This window comes from Faecalibacillus sp. H12 (genome assembly GCF_013361255.1).
In the GTDB taxonomy this organism is placed as follows: domain Bacteria; phylum Bacillota_I; class Bacilli_A; order Erysipelotrichales; family Coprobacillaceae; genus Faecalibacillus; species Faecalibacillus intestinalis.
The window spans coordinates 114,122-131,911 of sequence record NZ_JABWDK010000001.1 but is presented as its reverse complement, the minus strand read 5'-3'; the positions used below and the strand labels follow the sequence as shown (position 1 = coordinate 131,911).

Below are 17,790 nucleotides of genomic sequence, written 5' to 3'. Positions count from 1 at the left end.
CCCTTAATTAAACTTTAACGCAGTTCTACGGTAATCATTAATTACTCTCCAAAGTAGCTTTCCTATATATCCTATAAACATTTTCACCCACCATGTTCTCTCTAAAATATTCTATATAGTACTGATCTTTTTCAACGATTTATTTGCATTATACACGAAATACAAAAGTATTTCAATATCTTACATTTTTTCTTTAATTGTTTCCATAACATGGCAACCACATTCAGTTTCACTAAATAGAAGTGCTAATGATGTAAGAGTTAATGCCATAATAATATTATTGCGTTTCATTTTATCACCTCTATTTGAGTATGTCTTTATTTTATAAAATTATACAGTTTCATCATCATTTAAAAAATCTGTAATATTTTGTTTAAGTTCTTGATTATATGAAGATTCTTCATATGTTTCAACGTTTTTATTTTGATTGATTTTACTTACTAATGTTGTTTTTCTTTTACTATCAGAAATATTTTTTATACCATAAAGAAAAGCTTGTGGATTACCTAAAATAAATAAAGCTTGTTTAGCTCTTGTTAGACCTGTATAAATCAAATTTCTTTTAAGCATAATATAATAATCATTTAAAACAGGCATAATAACAATTTTAAACTCATTTCCTTGAGCTTTATGAATTGACATACAATAAGCCAATGTAAAAGTCATAAAATCTTTTGATGTATATTCGACTAAATTACCATCATAATCAACAATAAGCGTATCTTCTAAATATTCAAAACCATCTTTACGGTTAATTTCAACTAAAACACCTATATCACCATTATAAATATCATCATCTGGTCTATTCTTTAACTGTAAGATCTTATCTCCTTCTCGATAAACTTTCTGTCCAATACGATATTCTTCTTGATGATTCTTAGGATTAAAAATTTCCTGTAAAGCCAAATTTAAAGCATTGATTCCTGCAACACCTTGATAAATTGGTGCTAAAACTTGTATATCATTTTGATCATAGCCATTTTCTATTGCTTTTTTTACAATTGTTGTCACATTTTTAATAATTTCAAAATTGGTACTATTATAAAAATGAATATCTTTATATTGTTCAAACAATGATAAATCATTCACTTCTTGATGAATTAATTGATGTGCCAATTGCACAATTCCTGAATCTTTTGATTGACGATAAATCTCATCCAATTCAATAACTTTTAATTGACTTTCAATAAAATCTTTTAAAACATTTCCTGGTGCTACTGAAGGAAGTTGATGATAATCACCAATAAACAACACTTTATGAACACGTCTGCTTGCATCAAACAATTTAGATAAAAGTAAGCTATCAACCATCGAAAACTCATCAATAATTAAAACTTGACTACTTAAAGGATTATTTCGATTCATCGCAAATGAATTTTTATGTAAATCCCATTTAAGTTCTCGATGAATCGTACAAGCATCCAAACCTGTTAATTCACTTAATCTTTTCGCTGCTCTTCCTGTAGGTGCTACCAGAGAAATTGCATCTTCTGGATAAAGTGTTCGATAGATTTGAATCAGCGCTTTAACAACTGTTGTTTTCCCCGTTCCTGGTCCTCCGGTTAAAATCATCATTGGATATTTTAAAAAGTACTCGATTGCTTCTTTTTGTTTTGTTGAATAGACAATACCAAATTTATCCTGATAGTTATCAAGCAGTCTTTCTAATTCATTTTCATCATAAAATTCTTCTGGATAATCATTTATTTTGTGTAAAAAATTTGCAATGATTTCTTCACTTTCATAAAGCTCTTTATCATAATAATATTCTCCTTCTTTGATGACTCTTCCTTCTTCTACTAAAGTATTGAGATATTCATCAAAAACCTCATCATCAATATGATAAATAATTTTATGAAAAGCTTTTTTTATTTCACCATAAAATACATACATACTTCCTGATGAAAAACAACTTTGTTTAATACTATAAATAACCCCTGCTTTTAAACGATCTGGGTTATCTAAAGTTCCTCCTGTTTTTAAAGCAAGTTCATCTGCTGTTTTAAAACCAATACCATCAATGTCTTCTACTAATTGATATGGATGATTTTGTAAAATTTCTAATGTTTTTTCTTTATAAGTTTCTTGAATAATACCAATATGTCTTAAAGAAATACCATGGCCCATAAAGAATTGTGTGACTTCTTGATCATAATCATTAGAAGTCAATACTTCATAAATAAGTTCTCTTTTAGCCACTGTCATTCCTTTAACTAAATCTAAATGATGTTTATCTTCTTTGATTAAAGAAAGTGCATTTTCTCCTAATGCATCAACAATGTATTTTGCTTGTGTAGGACCAATTCCTTTAAATAATGGACTTGATAAATATTTAATGATTTCTTCTTCATCTGTACTCAATACAATTTCATAATGATCTAATTTAAATTGTTGACCATATTTAGGATGAATTTCAAAATCACCATAAAAAGCATATTTATCATAATCATTAAAATTTGACATATAGCCATTCATTGTTAAAAGTTCCTGATCTTCCTCTACTTCTAATAATGCAACTATATAATGAGAAGATTCGCTATAATAGCGAATCTTTCTAATATATCCTGTATATTTTAACATTATAGATATTCAATCTCTTTTCCGTCTTTATAGACTTTTTCAATCGTTCCTCCACCTAAACAAACATCTCCATCGTAGAAAACAGCTGCTTGTCCTGGAGTTACAGATTTAACAGGTTGATCAAATTCTAATTTTACAGTATTTTCATCAATAAAAGTGAGAGTTACTGGATTATCTTTTTGACGATATCTAAACTTTGTATTACATTTAATAGCTTCTTGAGGTTTAATACTTGGTATCCAGTTAACATCTGTAATTAAAGCACCTGTAGACATTAACCAATCATTTTGGTCCCCTTGACAAATATATAAAATATTTTTATCATAGTTTTTCCCAACAACAAACCAAGCGTCACCTGAACCACCAATACCTAAACCTTTTCTTTGACCAATCGTATAGTACATAATTCCAATATGATCACCAATCACTTTACCAGTTTGAATATCAACCATCTTTCCAGGTTTTGCTGGAATATAATTTTGTAAGAATTGTTTAAAGTCTCTTTCTCCAATAAAACAAATTCCTGTACTATCTTTTTTATGAGCTACCGGTAAATCTAATTCTTCAGCAATTTTTCTAACTTTTTGTTTTGTAATATTTCCTAAAGGAAATAAAGAAGCTTGTAATTGTTTTTGATTAAGTTGACATAAAAAGTATGTTTGATCTTTATTTTGATCAATTCCTTTTAACATCACTGAATCTTTACCTTCATGATGTTCAACACGCGCATAATGTCCTGTTGCGATAAAATCTGCATTAAGTTCTTCAGCGTATTCTAAAAACGCTTTGAATTTAATATGTTTGTTACATAAAATATCAGGATTTGGTGTTCTTCCTTTAGCATATTCATCAATAAAATACGTAAAAACTTTATCCCAATATTCTTTAATAAAATCGACTCTTCTAATTTCTATTCCAAGATGTTTAGCTACTGCTTTAGCATCATTATAATCTTGTTCTTGAGGACAAATATCGTTATCATTTGTGGGATTACCTAAAATATCATTATTTAATTGGCTATCCCAGTTTCGCATAAATACGCCAATAACTTCATATCCTTGTTGTTTAAGTAAATAAGCTGCTACAGCAGAGTCAACACCTCCACTTAATCCTAAAACGACTCTTTTTTTCATAATCGTCCTCCTTCTCGTGTATTATATCAAAAACAAAATTAAAGTAAAACAATAAGACACAATAATAGCCCCTTTAAGGGGCTATTTCTTTTTAATCTAATTGAGACATTGGTAACATGGCAGCACCGATTGCACCACAATCATCAATTTCTTTAAATAATAGAGGAATATGATTTCTCATACCTACATGAATTTTACTATTAAATCTTTTTTCAAGTTCATCCCAGAAATAAGCTTTAGATTTGAAAACTCCTCCACCTAATACAAAACAATGTGGATCTACAGTATGAGCAACATTAGCAAGTAATGTAGAGAAACCATCAATAAATTCTTCAGCAATTTTTTGACAAGCTTCATCTCCTTCAGCAGCTAATTTGAAAACATCACCTGCATGTTTTACTAAATCGCCTTTAGCTTCTTTTCCTTTTCTTGTAAGAGCAGTACCAGAAATTTCTCCTTCAACAGCTCCTGGATTTAAAGCACCTTGTTTATAACCACCTGGTACAAGAATCATGTTTCCAATTTCACCAGCGTGACCTCTACCACCAGATACTAATTTTTTATCAACAACAAATGCTCCACCAACACCAGTTGAACAAGTAATAAAATAATTTGTTTTATAATCTTTTCCTGCACCTAATATAGCTTCCGCTAAACCTGCAACATTGGCATCATTATCAATAAAAGTTGGTAATCCAAATTTTTCTTTTAATTTATGACAAATTGGGTAGTTTTCAAATCCTGGTAAGTTACTTGCCATAATCATGATACCAAGTTCTGTATCTACTGGCCCTGGAGCACCAATTCCAATACCTTCAACACCTTGCAAACCACCACATACAGATGTATCTAATGATTCGATTTGTTTTATTATCTTATCACATACATAATCCGGACCATTTTGACATTCAGTAGGTCCTTTAACTTCACTATAAGATTCACCATTTTCATCTACTAATAGTGTTCTTACATTTGTTCCACCTAAATCGATACCGATATAATATTTCATTCTATTTCCTCCTAAAACTATAGCTAAATTATACAATAAAATATGTATTTAGAGAACGCTTTCAAATAAACTTTTTTCAATTTTTTTAAATTGTGTTGGCTTAGGACAAATAATTTTTTTCCCTTTTAGATAACTAAGTGAACCAAACGGATCAACAAAATTAATTTTATAGGCATGTAAAAGTTGATTATTTAATCCAAATTGTTGTTTCATTTGTTTATTTAAAGCAAAATCACCATATTTACGATCACCTATAACTGGATGATCAATACTTGATAAATGTATTCTTATTTGATGCATTCTTCCTGTAATAATTTTAACTTCAACTAAAGAAAAATCATTTGTAGTTCTTATTGGCTTTACAATTGTTTTCATCATTAGAGCATCTTTATCATCTTTTTTAACAAAACGTACACGATCTTCATTATCTATCTTTTTAACATATCCTACGAGTTCTTGTTGTTTAGTAAGCTTTCCTTTACAAATCGTCATATATGATTTTTCAATATGATGTCGTTTTTTCATCATTTCATTTAAATCCTGCAAAGCAGCTAAAGTCTTTCCAAAAATAACGATCCCACTTGTATTACGATCTAAACGATGGACTGGTCCTGGAGTAAAGGTACTCTCTCTGCCTACATCCAATTCACCTTTTTCTTTTAAATAACTTAAAACTTGATGAGAAAGCGTATTTACATTTTCTTTAGCATCCCCATGAACTAATAAACCTACTGGTTTATCAACAATTAAAATATTTTGATCTTCATATAATACTTTAAATTCTCTTTTTAAATCATAAATATCTTTTTCTTTTGTAAATTCATTAAATTTATCATCATAAAGGAACATTTCTAAAATATCATCTTTTTGTAGAATATATTTTTCATTTACTTTTTTACCATTAATTTTAATATCTTTTTTTCTAAACATCTTATATATAAAATTACTAGGTGCATTACATAATAATTTTTTTAAATATTTATCGATTCTTTGATTTGCATCATTTTCTTTAATTACTATTTTTTTCATTTCTATCACCAACGTCATTATAACATAGACTAAGCTAAAGTTATCTTTTATTTTTATGAAACCCTTTACATTAAAAATAAACGTGTTATAATATATTTGTTAAGTGAAACGCATTCACTCTAACATCCCCCTATTATCATCCTTACGTAAATAATAGATGAAAAAAAAGTATGCACCCCCGCATACTTTTTTTATTTTATTCATTTCAAAATAACGTATAATAGAATTATAAAATATAAACGAGGTAAAAAAGATGGAAAAAAAAGTTAAAAGTGAAATAATCTACGATGGAAAAATCATCAAAGTCTATAAAGATCAGGTAGAATGTCCTAACAAAAGGCTCGCAACAAGAGAAATCATAAGACATCATGGCGGTGTAGGTATTTTAGCAGTCGTCGATGATTGTATCTTGCTCGTCAAACAATTTAGATATGCCTACAATAAAGATACTTTAGAAATTCCTGCTGGTAAATTAGAATTAGGTGAAGAAGCTGGACCTGCCGGTAAAAGAGAATTGGAAGAAGAAACTGGTTATAGTTGTAAATCCATGGAACTTATTAATGAAATATATCCAACAACAGGATATTGTGATGAAGTTATTCATTTATATGAAGCAAAAGGTCTATTTAAAGTTGAAAATCCCCTTGAAGGAGATGAAGATGAATTTATAGACGTTATCTCTATGCCAATAGATGAAGCCTATAAAAAAATCATGAATAATGAAATCCATGATTCTAAAACAATCATCGCTATTATGAAAGCATACAATGATAAATATATAAAATAAAAACTGCTGTATAAGCAGTTTATTTTTTATTTGGCGGTCTGGACGGGACTCGAACCCGCGACCTCCGCCGTGACAGGGCGGCATTCTAACCAACTGAACTACCAGACCAAATAAAATGGCGGAGACAGAGGGATTTGAACCCTCGCGCCAGTTTCCCGACCTACACCCTTAGCAGGGGCGCCTCTTCAGCCTCTTGAGTATGTCTCCATCACATCAGTGCCCATTTATAATATCATCTAATTTTACATTTGTAAATAGTTTTTTAAAAAAAAGACTAATTTTTAGTCTTTTTTCAACATTTGAACAATTTTCTTAATTAAAGTTATTAAAATAAAATTTGAAATAATAGCCAATAACGCAATTACTGCCATTGATGATAGCGATGAATTATGATAAACAAACATTTTATATGATGGTATTACACTTATAAAACTATGTAAAATATCAAACAACACACCAAAAATAAAATTTATAATTCCTACATAACCATCGATTATCATATTGATAATTTGTGAAAGTTTAGAAGAATTTCCTTGAAATAAAATTTGTACAATTAAAGCAAAAAATACAATAATAACCGAAATCAATAAATTATAAACAACATCAATTACTTTATTTAACCAATGTTCTTGTTCTATCGTATTATTTTTATTTTCTTCATTTGTTTTATTCTCTTCATGACTTTTTTCATCTACGGCATCTCCATTTATAATATCCATTAATTCACTCATTCTTTGGGGATCCAAAGAAGATGCCTTAGAAAATAGAAACGTATCATCCTGTTCATCAGGTAAAATTTCATCTTCTTGCTCTTGTTCTAAAACAACATCATTAAATTTATCATGAACCCCTTGAACATTATCATTTTGTTCATCATCAAATGAAAATCTCTTTGTTTCTTGTTTTTCTAACTCATTAATTAAAAATTGTTTTGATAAGATTTCATTAAAATAATCATATGTTCTATTAACCAATGCAATTAATTGCTCATCATCTTTATATTTATCCAATAATTGATTTCGAGTATGTGTCAAAGTTTCTAAATCCATTTGTGCATTCATTCCAAGAAGCGGTGAAAACAATTCCACAGAATCATACTTAGAAAATAAAAACATATTCATAATTTCTAAATGATTTTTAGTCGTTTTATAAACACTGGCCTTTATCTTATCACTGGCTGGTACTAAATCTGGCATGTAAATAACATTTGCAAGTAAATGATTAGCCGCTTCAACCATTGATTCAAAATTAGCAACCACCATTGTATGAGAAGGATCAATGTTCATTTGTTGACATGTCACCTCTAAAACATCCACTTCAGGTAAAGGTTTAAGTCGTGAATCTCCACCAATTAAAAAATCAATTTTTTCATAGATCTTTGCAAGTTGTAAATATTGAATAGCTCTTTTTGTTTTATGAGTCGTATATACTGCAATCTTGATATCTTTTTGTTTACAATATTGAATCAACTCATCAACGCCTTCTCTTTTAATATTAGGTTTTAATTTAATATATTCAAATAAATCCTTTTCAACCATTCTATTAAAATCTTTAGCAGAAATATAATCAGACAGTAAAGAATGATCATACATCGTATTCATATTTCCAAGCATTTTAGAAAAATCTTCACGAGTAGCAACTTTATGATAGGTTTCACATGTACTTCGATAATAATTATATCTTAGTCTATTGAGATCTAATAAGCCACCATCTAACGTAAAAATAATCAATTTTATATTTTCACATGTTTGACTATAAAACATAAAATCACCCTCTCTTTTGTAATTATAGCATACATTTTATTAAATATATGATAAAAAAATGTAGAACTTTCACTTAGAATTACATTTTTTTCATTAAATATTTTGTTATAAGATTATATTTCATTTTTTTGCACACTTTTAGTTCAACCTAATATGCCCTAGTTTAACCAAGCAAAGTTTCTAAAACAAGATATAAAAAAAGCTCAAACCTCTAGTAAAACCTAGTGTTTAAGCCATTTTATCAATTGGTCTCCCCGCACGGTCTCGAACCGTGGACCCTCTGATTAAGAGTCAGATGCTCTACCAACTGAGCTACGGAGAGATAACAATGATATTCTAATACAATCTATTTTTAAAATCAAGGAAAATCATTAAATTTCTTAAAAATCTATTGAAATATAAAAATGATTTTCTTTTTTATATACTGTAATAACTTCTTGATTATAAAACTTCTTTAAACTAATTAGATTATGAAACCAATCATCATTTGAATTATATTGAAAAAGAATATTTTGTTTTGTATCTACAATAATAAAATCATAAAAACTAAAATGTTGTAATAGATTTCTTAAAGTTATTTTTTCATCAAAAGCATCTGTTGATATTTCACCAATCCCTTTTAAAGTATACATTGCCATTTTTGATCACCTAAATCATATTATACGTTATTGTGTATATGTTCACAATATTTTTGCAAGAATAATTCTATATAATTATACATATAAGGAGGACATAACAATGATTGATTATTCACCGTTATGGCATACAATGGAAGAAAAGCAGATTTCTCAATATGTTCTTCTAAAAAGTGGTATTGATCATAAAACTTTAGACAGATTAAAAAAGAATAGTAATATTACAGCTCTCACTCTTGAAAAATTATGTTTGATTCTTGATTGTCAACCTAATGATGTAATTACCTTTGTACAAAAATAGTTTTAATAAACTATTTTTTATTTTACCTATATCATCTTATATCTTAAGCATATAAGTACTATAGGGAGGTGAACTATGCAAATCATTCGTAAAAAATACAACTGGGCTTCTCCATTGTTCAAAAGAAATAAAACAAATAAAATTATTTTGCATCATGCACAAGCAAAAACATGTAGTGTAGAAGATATCCATCAGTGGCATTTAAAAAAAGGTTGGAGTGGAATTGGATATCATTTCTTAGTAAGAAAAGATGGTACGATTTATCAAGGTAGACCTGAAGATACAATCGGAGCGCATGCTAAAGGTGCAAATCATGATTCAATCGGTATTTGTGCTGAAGGAGATTTCATGAAAGAAGAAATGAATCCTTTACAACTCAATGCCTTAATTGATTTAGTTTCTTATATAAAAAATAAATATCACATTTCTAGCATTAAAAGACATAAAGATGTTGCTTCTACAGATTGCCCAGGAACCCATTTTCCATTTTCTACAATTATTTCTTCAAATCATATTGTTTTAGAAGATACTTGGTTGCAACGTTTAAATCAAGAAATTAAAAAACAAGGTTTTCGCACGTATCCTACTGTTAAAAGAGATGCCCAAGGAAAAATTACAAGACTCATTCAAGAACGCCTTAACTTTGTAGGATTCAACTTAAAAATTGATGGTATCTTTGGTATCAATACCGAAAAAGCTGTTAAGAAATTTCAAAATAATAGAAATTTAAAAGTAGATGGCATCGTTGGTAAAAAAACATGGTCTTATCTAATAAAAGGTATAAAAGTATAAAAAACTCCTATACGGAGTTTTACATAAAAACTAATAATATAATGGCAACCAAATTATTGATCATATGCATTAAAATAGGTACACAAACTGTTTTTCTTTTTTCATAAGCATAGGAAAAAGCAAACCCCATTCCACCATAGGAAAGCAAATAAATTAGTTGCGATAGATCACCAGCAAATAAAGCAGAATAAATGTGTAAAAAGCCAAATAAGAATGAACTTGCAAAAATAGCTAACCATTTACTTTTATCTCTAAGACTTCTAAAAACAAGTCCTCTAAATAAAAGTTCTTCTAATATAGGTGCTAAAACAACCGATTGAAAAGCCATCAATAAGGCACCATTATTTAGATAATCTTCAAATAATAATTGATTGGCAGAATCATTTGATCCTCCACCCAATACAAAATTAATAATCATATTAGCAACAATTGAAATTCCATAAATCATTACAATACCAATTGTAATAGAATAAACAAAATTATCTGTAAAATGTTCCTTAAATCTTTTTATATTATCTATCAAAAAATCTTTTAAAAGCCATACAACCAAAACAAAACTCAATAATGAACAAATCAAATTTAAGTAGATTCCTAAAATTGTCGTATCTCTTGTAATATTTGTATACTTTAATAAAAGATAAATACCAAAATTAGCAAACCTTGGTATGACATATAAATATAACGGAAATAAAAGAATAAATCCAATTGCTTTTTGTTTTCCATTAATCTTTCCTGCAAAGTTTTCATTCATCATAAACATCCCTTCAACTATAGCTCAACACTATTTTTATCTGCATAATCTAATTCTTCATAGAAAACAGCAAAACATGTATTAAGCTTTACATCATAAAAATAAGCACTAAAGAAAGTAGAAACAACCCCTGTTATAAATGTTGCTAAAAAAGGAATAGGCATAATCGTTTCTACAAACATTGCCACAACGCCTGAAACCAAACCAGCTAAAATCATCCATCCAAAGAAAGAAAATTCTAATTTAAACAAAGTCCATTTATTTCCTTTCATTAAGCGACTGGATTCTTTTAAGGCTGTTAATCCAGTATAATTATATTTTTGTAAAATGTAGTTAAATAATCCAAATTTTAATGATAAATAAACAGATAAAATCGAAATAATAATTACGAGTATAAAAACAAATGAAAACACATTTGATAATGAAGCAACAATATTAACAATTTCATCTTGAGAAATCGTTGATTTATTAACATACATCAAAACAAGTTGAGATAAATTTGAAAATTGTGCATCTGTAATCATTGTATACATCAAAAGCATTCCAATAACCCCTACAACAATACCCGCTAAGGCAACAACAACTCTATACAAAAAATATGTTGGAAAAAGTTGACCAAATCGTTTAATTCCTACAAGTGAATCTTCTTTTTCATCAACTAAATTTCCATTATTATTAACAACCTTTAAAGACGCTACAATAATTCCATGTCCCAAAGTAACTGTTAAAATACTTAAAATTAAACTTATAATACTTCCTAAAATGCCATCAAATAATCCTGATAAAGCCGAAAATAAAGCTTGAATAATACCAACATATAAAATAACCTTAAATAACTGATTAGGTTGTCTTAATACTTCATTTGCTTTATTTTTGATATCATATATATTCATTTCTTTCACCATCCTATAAAGGCATTATAACAAATATTATATTTGATGAAAACTATTTTAAATCCAAACTTGTTTTAATAGCCTCATTTACTTTCTTCATAAAATAATCATCTAAAGTACCTAATTTTTCTTGAAATCGAACTTTGTCAATCGTCCTTATTTGTTCAAGTAAAATAACAGATTTCTTTTCTAAAGAATCACAACGAATAATGACATGCGTGGGAATAGGATTTTTGGTGAGTTTTGACGAAATTGGGGCAACAATAACAGTTGTTGAAAATTTATTTCCTTTATTATTTTGTAATACTAAAACAGGTCTTATTCCACCCTGTTCACTTCCTATAACCGGTGAAAGATCAGCATAATAAATATCTCCCCTACTAATCATAAAATAACCTCCTATTGAATTTTATGAGTCGTTTTTCAAATTATGATAATTGCTTCTTTAACACCTTGATTTATGCTATGATATATCACGAATAATAAAAAAAGGAGATACTAAAATGATTAAAGCAATAATATTTGATATGGATGGTTTAATGATTGATAGCGAAAGAGTGACTTTTGAATGTTATCAAGAAAGATTAAAAGATATGAATTTAACAATGGATGAAGAATTTTATAAAACATTATTAGGGAAACCTATTAAAGGAATCTATCAAAGATTTTATGATGTTTATGGAAATGATTTTCCTATTGAAAACGTGATTCAAGATGTACATCAATTAATGGCTGAACGTTTTGAAACAGAAGGAGTTCCTGTAAAAAAAGGACTTGTTGAATTATTACATTATTTAAAAGATAATAATTATAAAACAATTGTTGCTACTTCAAGTAATCGTGATCGTGTAGATAAAATTTTAGCACAAGCTAAAATCACAGAATTCTTCGATGATTCTATTTGTGGTGACGAAGTTACTAAAGGAAAACCAAATCCTGAAGTTTTCTTAAAATCTTGTCAAAAACTTGGCGTTAATGTTGATGAAGCTATTGTTTTAGAAGACAGTGAAGCAGGAATTCAAGCAAGCTATGATGCAAACATCAAAGTAATTTGCATTCCTGATATGAAATATCCAGAAAAACAATATGAAGAAAAAACATTTAAAATTTTAAAAGATTTAACTGAAGTTACAGCGTATTTAAAAAGTCTCTAATTAAAGAGACTTTTTTAATATATCATAAATCAATTCAACAACACGTTTTGTATTTTTACCATCTTGATATTCAAAAAATATATTTTTAAAAGCTTCTAAATTTCCCACTTCATTCTTTTGTATTCCTTGAATCAACTCATCAATATTTTTACAAATCTTTCCTGGAAATAAATCTATATTTACATAACATCCAACATCTTTTAAATAATCATTTAAATCTGGAACATAAAAATACATTGTTTTATTTAAAATAGAATAATCAAAAACAATCGATGAAAAATCTGAAATCAAGAGATCACTTAAAGCAAACAATTCATGTGTATCTTCATTAAACATATCAATAATACGAGGGTGTTGCGGAAGACAAACATTTTTTAACAATGGATGTAATTTATAAATGAGATACGTATTTTCATCAAAAGAATTTATTAACTTTTCACCATCAAATGGAAGCATTGAAAAACCTTGGTAGATATTTCCCCTAAAAGTAGGAGCATATAAAATAATTTTTTTATCCTTCAAAATTGGATACTTAGCTAACAATTTATTTTTAGATGCTTTTAAATAACTATCATCAAATAAACAATCTACCCTTGGCATACCAGTAACAACCACATTTTCTTCTTTAACAGAAAAAGCTTCACTATACGGTTTTTTCCAATAAGAGCTATTTGCTATCACATAATCATAATTTTTAATTGGATATTTTCTAGCAAGTGCATTCCCAAATTTTTTTATCGCACCACAAGCATGCCATACTTGTATCACATTAACTCCTTCTCTTTTAAACGTCGAAACAACATAATTATTATCTCTTATAATAACCACTTTTGATGTATTAATTACAAAAAGCTGTTGAATACAATTAAGCATATATAAAAAGTTTTGTTTTATTCCTTGTTGATCATACTCAATAACAACTTTTTTGAGATTTAATTGTTTATCTTGTTTTAAAACATCATAAATCAATTTCATATCAGAATCTAAATATTTAGATTCCAAAGAAACAAAGGCAACTTGATTTTCTTTTATTTTAAATCTCTTAACAAAAATATTTAAAAATCCCAAAATAATATTTAATATTAATTTTTGTAATCCCATCTTAGCACCTACTTAAAAACAATATCAACTACTCGTTTAGAAGCTTTACCATCTTCATGATTATTAAAACGTTGATTAAACTTATCTAAACGTTGATAATCGTAACCTTTTTTAATTTCTTCTAATAGTTGGTTTTCATCTTCAATAATATCTCCAGGTAAATCATGATAAACATCTAAATAAAAACCTCTTAATTCATCTCGATAATGAATCAAATCATACATATAAAAATAAATAGGTCTTTTTAAAATAGCATAATCAAAGAAAACACTTGAATAATCAGTAACTAAAGCATCTGCAATAATATATAAATTAGAAATATCTTCATTAGCTTCTACAAAATAAACAAATCCTTGATATTGATCAATATCAAAATCATTAACAATTAAATAATGAGGTTTAAATACAATAACATATTCATCCCCTAATATTTTTTGCCATTTATCAAAGTGAACTTCTAATTTAAAAGTATACCCTTTGGTTATATAAGAATTATCTCTCCACGTTGGTGCATAAAGAAGTACCTTTTTATCAAGAGGAATTCCTAATTTTTTCTTAATATTTAAAACATCTTCTTCTGTATAGTTTGTTAAAAAATCATTTCGTGGATAGCCAGTTTCAATTAATCTTTCTCTATTAATTCTAAAAGCACTTTGGAAAATCTCAGTTGTAAAAGCACTTGGAGAAATCATATAGTTATACTTTTTAACATCTTGTGCGTATGTTTCATGCATCATTTCTTCATTCATGCCACTTCGATAAAAAGTAGTTCCTTCAGGAACTTCTATATCAAAAGCCAATTTTTTAAGCGGTGTTCCATGCCATGTTTGTAAATATATTTGATTTTTCTTTTTTAAAACATACATTGGTAATTTACAATTAGCAATCCAATATTGACTTCTTGCAAGATAAAAGAAATAAGGAATTGAAAAATATTCAATCACTTTAGCATTTTCAATAGAAATGTTTTTCTTTTTATGGTGCTTAATAGCCCATATAAAACGATAATCTTTAAATTGATCTTGTTGTCTCATATATTCATAAATAGCTCTAGGATTATCACTATATCCCCTACCATGAAAAGCAATAAACAAGATTGTTTTTTTATGAGTTGGTATTAACTTATAAGTTATTCGATAAATAAACTTAATTGTTTTACCTAAGATATTTTTTATTAATCTAAGCATTTTAAACCTCCTTATAAAAATAAGGGGTAACCCCCTTATTTAAAAACTGCTTCAACTGCTCTTTGTGAAGCATTTCCATCATCGATAGAACAGAATTTATCATAGAATACTTCATAACGTTGAGCATATTTTTGATTCATTTCATCAAGATGTTTAATTTGATCAATTACTTCTTTAGTCGAATAAACTAGTGGACCAGGAAGTTCTTTTTCCATATCAATATAGAAACCTCTTAAAACATCACGATATTTATCTATATCATAAGTATAGAATAACATTGGTCTTTTTAAGTTAGCATAATCAAAGAAAACACTTGAATAATCTGTAATACAAATATCAGAAATTAAATAAATTTCAGTAATATCATCATATTTAGATAGATTATAGGCAAAATCTTCAACTCCTGTAACATCTAACGCATCTGCAATATAATGATGTGTTCTAAGTAGGATGACATATTCATCTCCTAACTCTTCTTTCATCATTTCTAAATCTAATTTTAACTTAAATTTATATTGCCCTTTCCCATAGTATTCATCATCTCTCCATGTTGGTGCATATAAAATTGTTTTCTTATCTAATGGAATATGAAGTTTCTTTTTCAAATCTAATGCAATTTGATCTTTATTTGGTGCATACAATAAATCATTACGAGGATATCCAATTTCTAACATTGTTCCATTGGTATACATAAAACAACTTTTAAAAATATCACTTGAAAATTTATTTGCTGCAATTAAATAATCCCATTCTTGTTTTTGACGATAAAATTGAGATTTATAAGTTGGAGAAGCTGCAGTCACCTCTTCTTGATCAAAAGCTAAACGTTTAAGTGGTGTTCCATGCCATGTTTCTAAGAAAACTTGACCTTCTCTTTTTCTAAACCATAAAGGTTGTCTGATATTAAAAACAAAATATTTAGATTTAGCTAAATAATAAGCATATTTCTTCGTAAATCTTTTAACAATGATTCCTTCATAAGGCAGTTTTTCTTTAGGATCATTTAAAACCCAAATAAATTTATATTTTCCTGGATAATTTTTAGCTAAATATTCATAAATATACTTTGGTGAATCCGCATAACTTTTACCCATAAAAGTTTCAAACATGACCCAATTTTCTTCAATTGGTTCATTGATATATTTATGACGATATAAATACTTATTAATTTCATTTTTATTTTTTAATATCTTTTTCATCTTATTTTTAGCAAGATGTTTAGCAATCACTTTTTGTGTTTGTTGTAGATCATGATTTCTAGCAAGTTTCACCATCTTTTTTTGATAATGAGACATATTTTTCAATAAATCATCTCTTACATCCTGCATTAAAATAGACATTTGATCAAATCTTTCATCTCTCCAAAAATCATCTTTAGATCGTCTAATTTTCTTAGCAAAGAAATTACTATAATATTTAATCATTTTAGAATCTAAATAATAACGAATTCTACTTTCTTTATCTACTAAAGAAATAGCATACTTATAGACATTAATAAATTCATCAAATTTAGTTTCATCTTTAATTTGCGACAAAGCTGGTGTATTGATTGGATCATTATGTTTTCTTTTTGCATAGAGTGTTTTGTCATTGAAATCTATCTTATGCCCATACATAACAAGTCCTTCTACAAAAGGTAAATCACTATAATAAATGAAATCTTCATTAAAACGTAAATGATTTTCTTCAATTAAAGTACGCTTAATTAAAATATTTAAAACTGAAATATTTCGAATCCCTTTTTTCGCTCTAATTAATAAATCAATTCTTCTTTGTTCATCACTATCATCTATGTCAGAATAATCTTTTTCTAAGAATTTATGATTACGATCATCATCTTTATCCTTCAAATTTAATTCTTCATTTTTTTCATCACCCATAGTTTCAAAAACTTGTTTTTTAAACCATGTGACCCATCTTCTACCAACAACTAAATCTAAATCTTTTTGCATAGCATCTTGAAGCAAACAAGATAATGTTTGAGGCATAATATAATCATCACTATCAATGAAATAAATATAATCTCCTGTTGCATTTTCTAAACCAAGATTTCTTTTTTTAGCAACGCCTTCTTCTATTGAACAAGGAATAACATTCAAAGATATTTTATCTTTATATGTGTCTACTAATTGTTGAAATTTTTGGTCATCTTGACTTCCCACTAATAATGTTTCAATTTCAACATTTTCTTGTTCACTTAAACTTTCTAAACAATCTTTTAAATATTGATAATATCCTTCATAAGGGACAATCACACTAATTTTCATACAACTCTCCTTTATTATAATTTATCTTTTAAATCATCTTTGATTTTAGTTGTAGAAATACCTTCTGTACGAGGTAAATAAACTACTTCACAATAATCTTTTAAGAAATCAAATTGGCCTTTCCAATCATCACCCATAACAAAAACATCAACATCATGTTCTTGAACATCTTTTATTTTTTGATCCCATGATTCTTCTAAAATAACTCCATCTACATATTTAATAGCTTTTAAAATAGCCATACGATCTTGATCACTATGATAAGCTTTTTTACCTTTTTGGGCATTAAAAGCGTCACTACTTACCGCAACAATTAAATAATCGCCTAAAGCTTTTGCTCTTTTTAAAATATTTAAATGACCTACATGAAACAAATCAAATGTTCCATATGTGATAACTTTCTTCATC

Annotated in this window: 17 protein-coding genes, 3 tRNA genes and 1 other annotated feature (1 of these 21 running past the window's edge); of the genes, 4 read left to right on the top strand and 16 right to left on the bottom strand. The window is 27.7% G+C overall.

Annotated elements, in window-relative coordinates:
* Window positions 1-144, bottom strand: a binding site (T-box leader) (it extends 51 nt beyond the left edge of the window).
* A 186-nt stretch (window positions 145-330) separates the two neighbouring features.
* The 4 genes from HUU89_RS00780 to HUU89_RS00765 all read right to left on the bottom strand — a co-directional run bounded on the left by HUU89_RS00780 (window position 331) and on the right by HUU89_RS00765 (window position 5,751).
* A complete protein-coding gene (locus HUU89_RS00780; protein WP_175300729.1) occupies window positions 331-2,580 on the bottom strand; it encodes an ATP-dependent RecD-like DNA helicase in 2,250 nt (749 codons plus the stop codon).
* Entirely contained in the window at window positions 2,580-3,713 is a 1,134-nt protein-coding gene (gene mnmA, locus HUU89_RS00775; protein ID WP_175300728.1) for a tRNA 2-thiouridine(34) synthase MnmA, read from the bottom strand. Before mnmA ends, HUU89_RS00780 begins: the two co-directional genes overlap by 1 nt.
* A gap of 91 nt (window positions 3,714-3,804) precedes the next feature.
* Complete coding sequence (locus HUU89_RS00770) at window positions 3,805-4,722, bottom strand: ROK family protein (RefSeq protein WP_032091369.1); 918 nt, start codon at window positions 4,720-4,722, stop codon at window positions 3,805-3,807.
* Window positions 4,723-4,770: 48 nt separating this feature from the next.
* A complete protein-coding gene (locus HUU89_RS00765) occupies window positions 4,771-5,751 on the bottom strand; it encodes an RluA family pseudouridine synthase (RefSeq protein WP_147580002.1) in 981 nt (326 codons plus the stop codon).
* 253 nt (window positions 5,752-6,004) lie between these two features.
* Between HUU89_RS00765 and HUU89_RS00760 the strand changes: the two genes are divergently transcribed.
* On the top strand, window positions 6,005-6,538 hold the full coding sequence (locus HUU89_RS00760) for an NUDIX hydrolase (RefSeq protein ID WP_175300727.1): 534 nt from the start codon (window positions 6,005-6,007) through the stop codon (window positions 6,536-6,538).
* 31 nt (window positions 6,539-6,569) lie between these two features.
* On the opposite strand, the gene HUU89_RS00755 is transcribed toward HUU89_RS00760, so the two are convergent.
* The 5 genes from HUU89_RS00755 to HUU89_RS00735 form a co-directional block, all read right to left on the bottom strand.
* Window positions 6,570-6,646, bottom strand: a tRNA-Asp gene (locus tag HUU89_RS00755).
* 8 nt (window positions 6,647-6,654) lie between these two features.
* A tRNA-Ser gene (locus HUU89_RS00750) sits at window positions 6,655-6,745 on the bottom strand.
* Between the two features lie 74 nt (window positions 6,746-6,819).
* Complete coding sequence (locus HUU89_RS00745; protein ID WP_175300726.1) at window positions 6,820-8,301, bottom strand: HAD hydrolase-like protein; 1,482 nt, start codon at window positions 8,299-8,301, stop codon at window positions 6,820-6,822.
* A 246-nt stretch (window positions 8,302-8,547) separates the two neighbouring features.
* Window positions 8,548-8,623, bottom strand: a tRNA-Lys gene (locus tag HUU89_RS00740).
* A 58-nt stretch (window positions 8,624-8,681) separates the two neighbouring features.
* Entirely contained in the window at window positions 8,682-8,939 is a 258-nt protein-coding gene (locus HUU89_RS00735) for a hypothetical protein (protein ID WP_032091374.1), read from the bottom strand.
* A 100-nt stretch (window positions 8,940-9,039) separates the two neighbouring features.
* Here HUU89_RS00735 and HUU89_RS00730 point away from each other — a divergent pair, with 100 nt between their 5' ends.
* Together HUU89_RS00730 and HUU89_RS14840 are read left to right on the top strand one after the other, a co-directional pair.
* Entirely contained in the window at window positions 9,040-9,237 is a 198-nt protein-coding gene (locus HUU89_RS00730) for a helix-turn-helix domain-containing protein (RefSeq protein WP_022001144.1), read from the top strand.
* A 75-nt stretch (window positions 9,238-9,312) separates the two neighbouring features.
* Window positions 9,313-10,029 (top strand): N-acetylmuramoyl-L-alanine amidase, encoded by a 717-nt coding sequence (locus tag HUU89_RS14840; protein WP_175300725.1) that lies wholly within the window; start codon window positions 9,313-9,315, stop codon window positions 10,027-10,029.
* A 19-nt stretch (window positions 10,030-10,048) separates the two neighbouring features.
* Here the strand turns inward: HUU89_RS14840 and HUU89_RS00720 are convergent, their stop codons facing one another.
* Genes HUU89_RS00720 through HUU89_RS00710 form a run of 3 tightly spaced genes read right to left on the bottom strand, consistent with a single transcriptional unit; the run spans window position 10,049 to window position 12,061 of the window.
* Entirely contained in the window at window positions 10,049-10,783 is a 735-nt protein-coding gene (locus tag HUU89_RS00720; protein WP_175300724.1) for a CPBP family intramembrane glutamic endopeptidase, read from the bottom strand.
* A gap of 14 nt (window positions 10,784-10,797) precedes the next feature.
* On the bottom strand, window positions 10,798-11,673 hold the full coding sequence (locus HUU89_RS00715) for a DUF975 family protein (RefSeq protein WP_175300723.1): 876 nt from the start codon (window positions 11,671-11,673) through the stop codon (window positions 10,798-10,800).
* Between the two features lie 52 nt (window positions 11,674-11,725).
* On the bottom strand, window positions 11,726-12,061 hold the full coding sequence (locus tag HUU89_RS00710) for a type II toxin-antitoxin system PemK/MazF family toxin (protein ID WP_022001148.1): 336 nt from the start codon (window positions 12,059-12,061) through the stop codon (window positions 11,726-11,728).
* 115 nt (window positions 12,062-12,176) lie between these two features.
* On the opposite strand from HUU89_RS00710, the gene HUU89_RS00705 reads away from it, so the two are divergent.
* Window positions 12,177-12,827: an HAD family hydrolase gene (locus HUU89_RS00705; protein ID WP_117347120.1), complete on the top strand. Its 651-nt coding sequence runs from the start codon at window positions 12,177-12,179 to the stop codon at window positions 12,825-12,827.
* On the opposite strand, the gene HUU89_RS00700 is transcribed toward HUU89_RS00705, so the two are convergent.
* From HUU89_RS00700 to tagD, 4 genes are read right to left on the bottom strand one after another with little or no spacing between them, the layout of a single operon-like run.
* Window positions 12,828-13,928 carry a CDP-glycerol glycerophosphotransferase family protein gene (locus HUU89_RS00700; RefSeq protein WP_175300722.1) on the bottom strand — a complete coding sequence of 367 codons (1,101 nt, stop codon included), beginning with the start codon at window positions 13,926-13,928 and terminating at the stop codon, window positions 12,828-12,830.
* 8 nt (window positions 13,929-13,936) lie between these two features.
* The gene (locus tag HUU89_RS00695; RefSeq protein ID WP_175300721.1) at window positions 13,937-15,115 is read right to left on the bottom strand and encodes a CDP-glycerol glycerophosphotransferase family protein; all 1,179 of its coding nucleotides are present in this window, start codon (window positions 15,113-15,115) and stop codon (window positions 13,937-13,939) included.
* A 35-nt stretch (window positions 15,116-15,150) separates the two neighbouring features.
* Window positions 15,151-17,382 carry a CDP-glycerol glycerophosphotransferase family protein gene (locus HUU89_RS00690; RefSeq protein WP_175300720.1) on the bottom strand — a complete coding sequence of 744 codons (2,232 nt, stop codon included), beginning with the start codon at window positions 17,380-17,382 and terminating at the stop codon, window positions 15,151-15,153.
* 14 nt (window positions 17,383-17,396) lie between these two features.
* Window positions 17,397-17,789, bottom strand: coding sequence for a glycerol-3-phosphate cytidylyltransferase (gene tagD / locus HUU89_RS00685; RefSeq protein ID WP_175300719.1), 393 nt, complete (start codon window positions 17,787-17,789; stop codon window positions 17,397-17,399).
* Window position 17,790 lies beyond the last annotated feature (1 nt).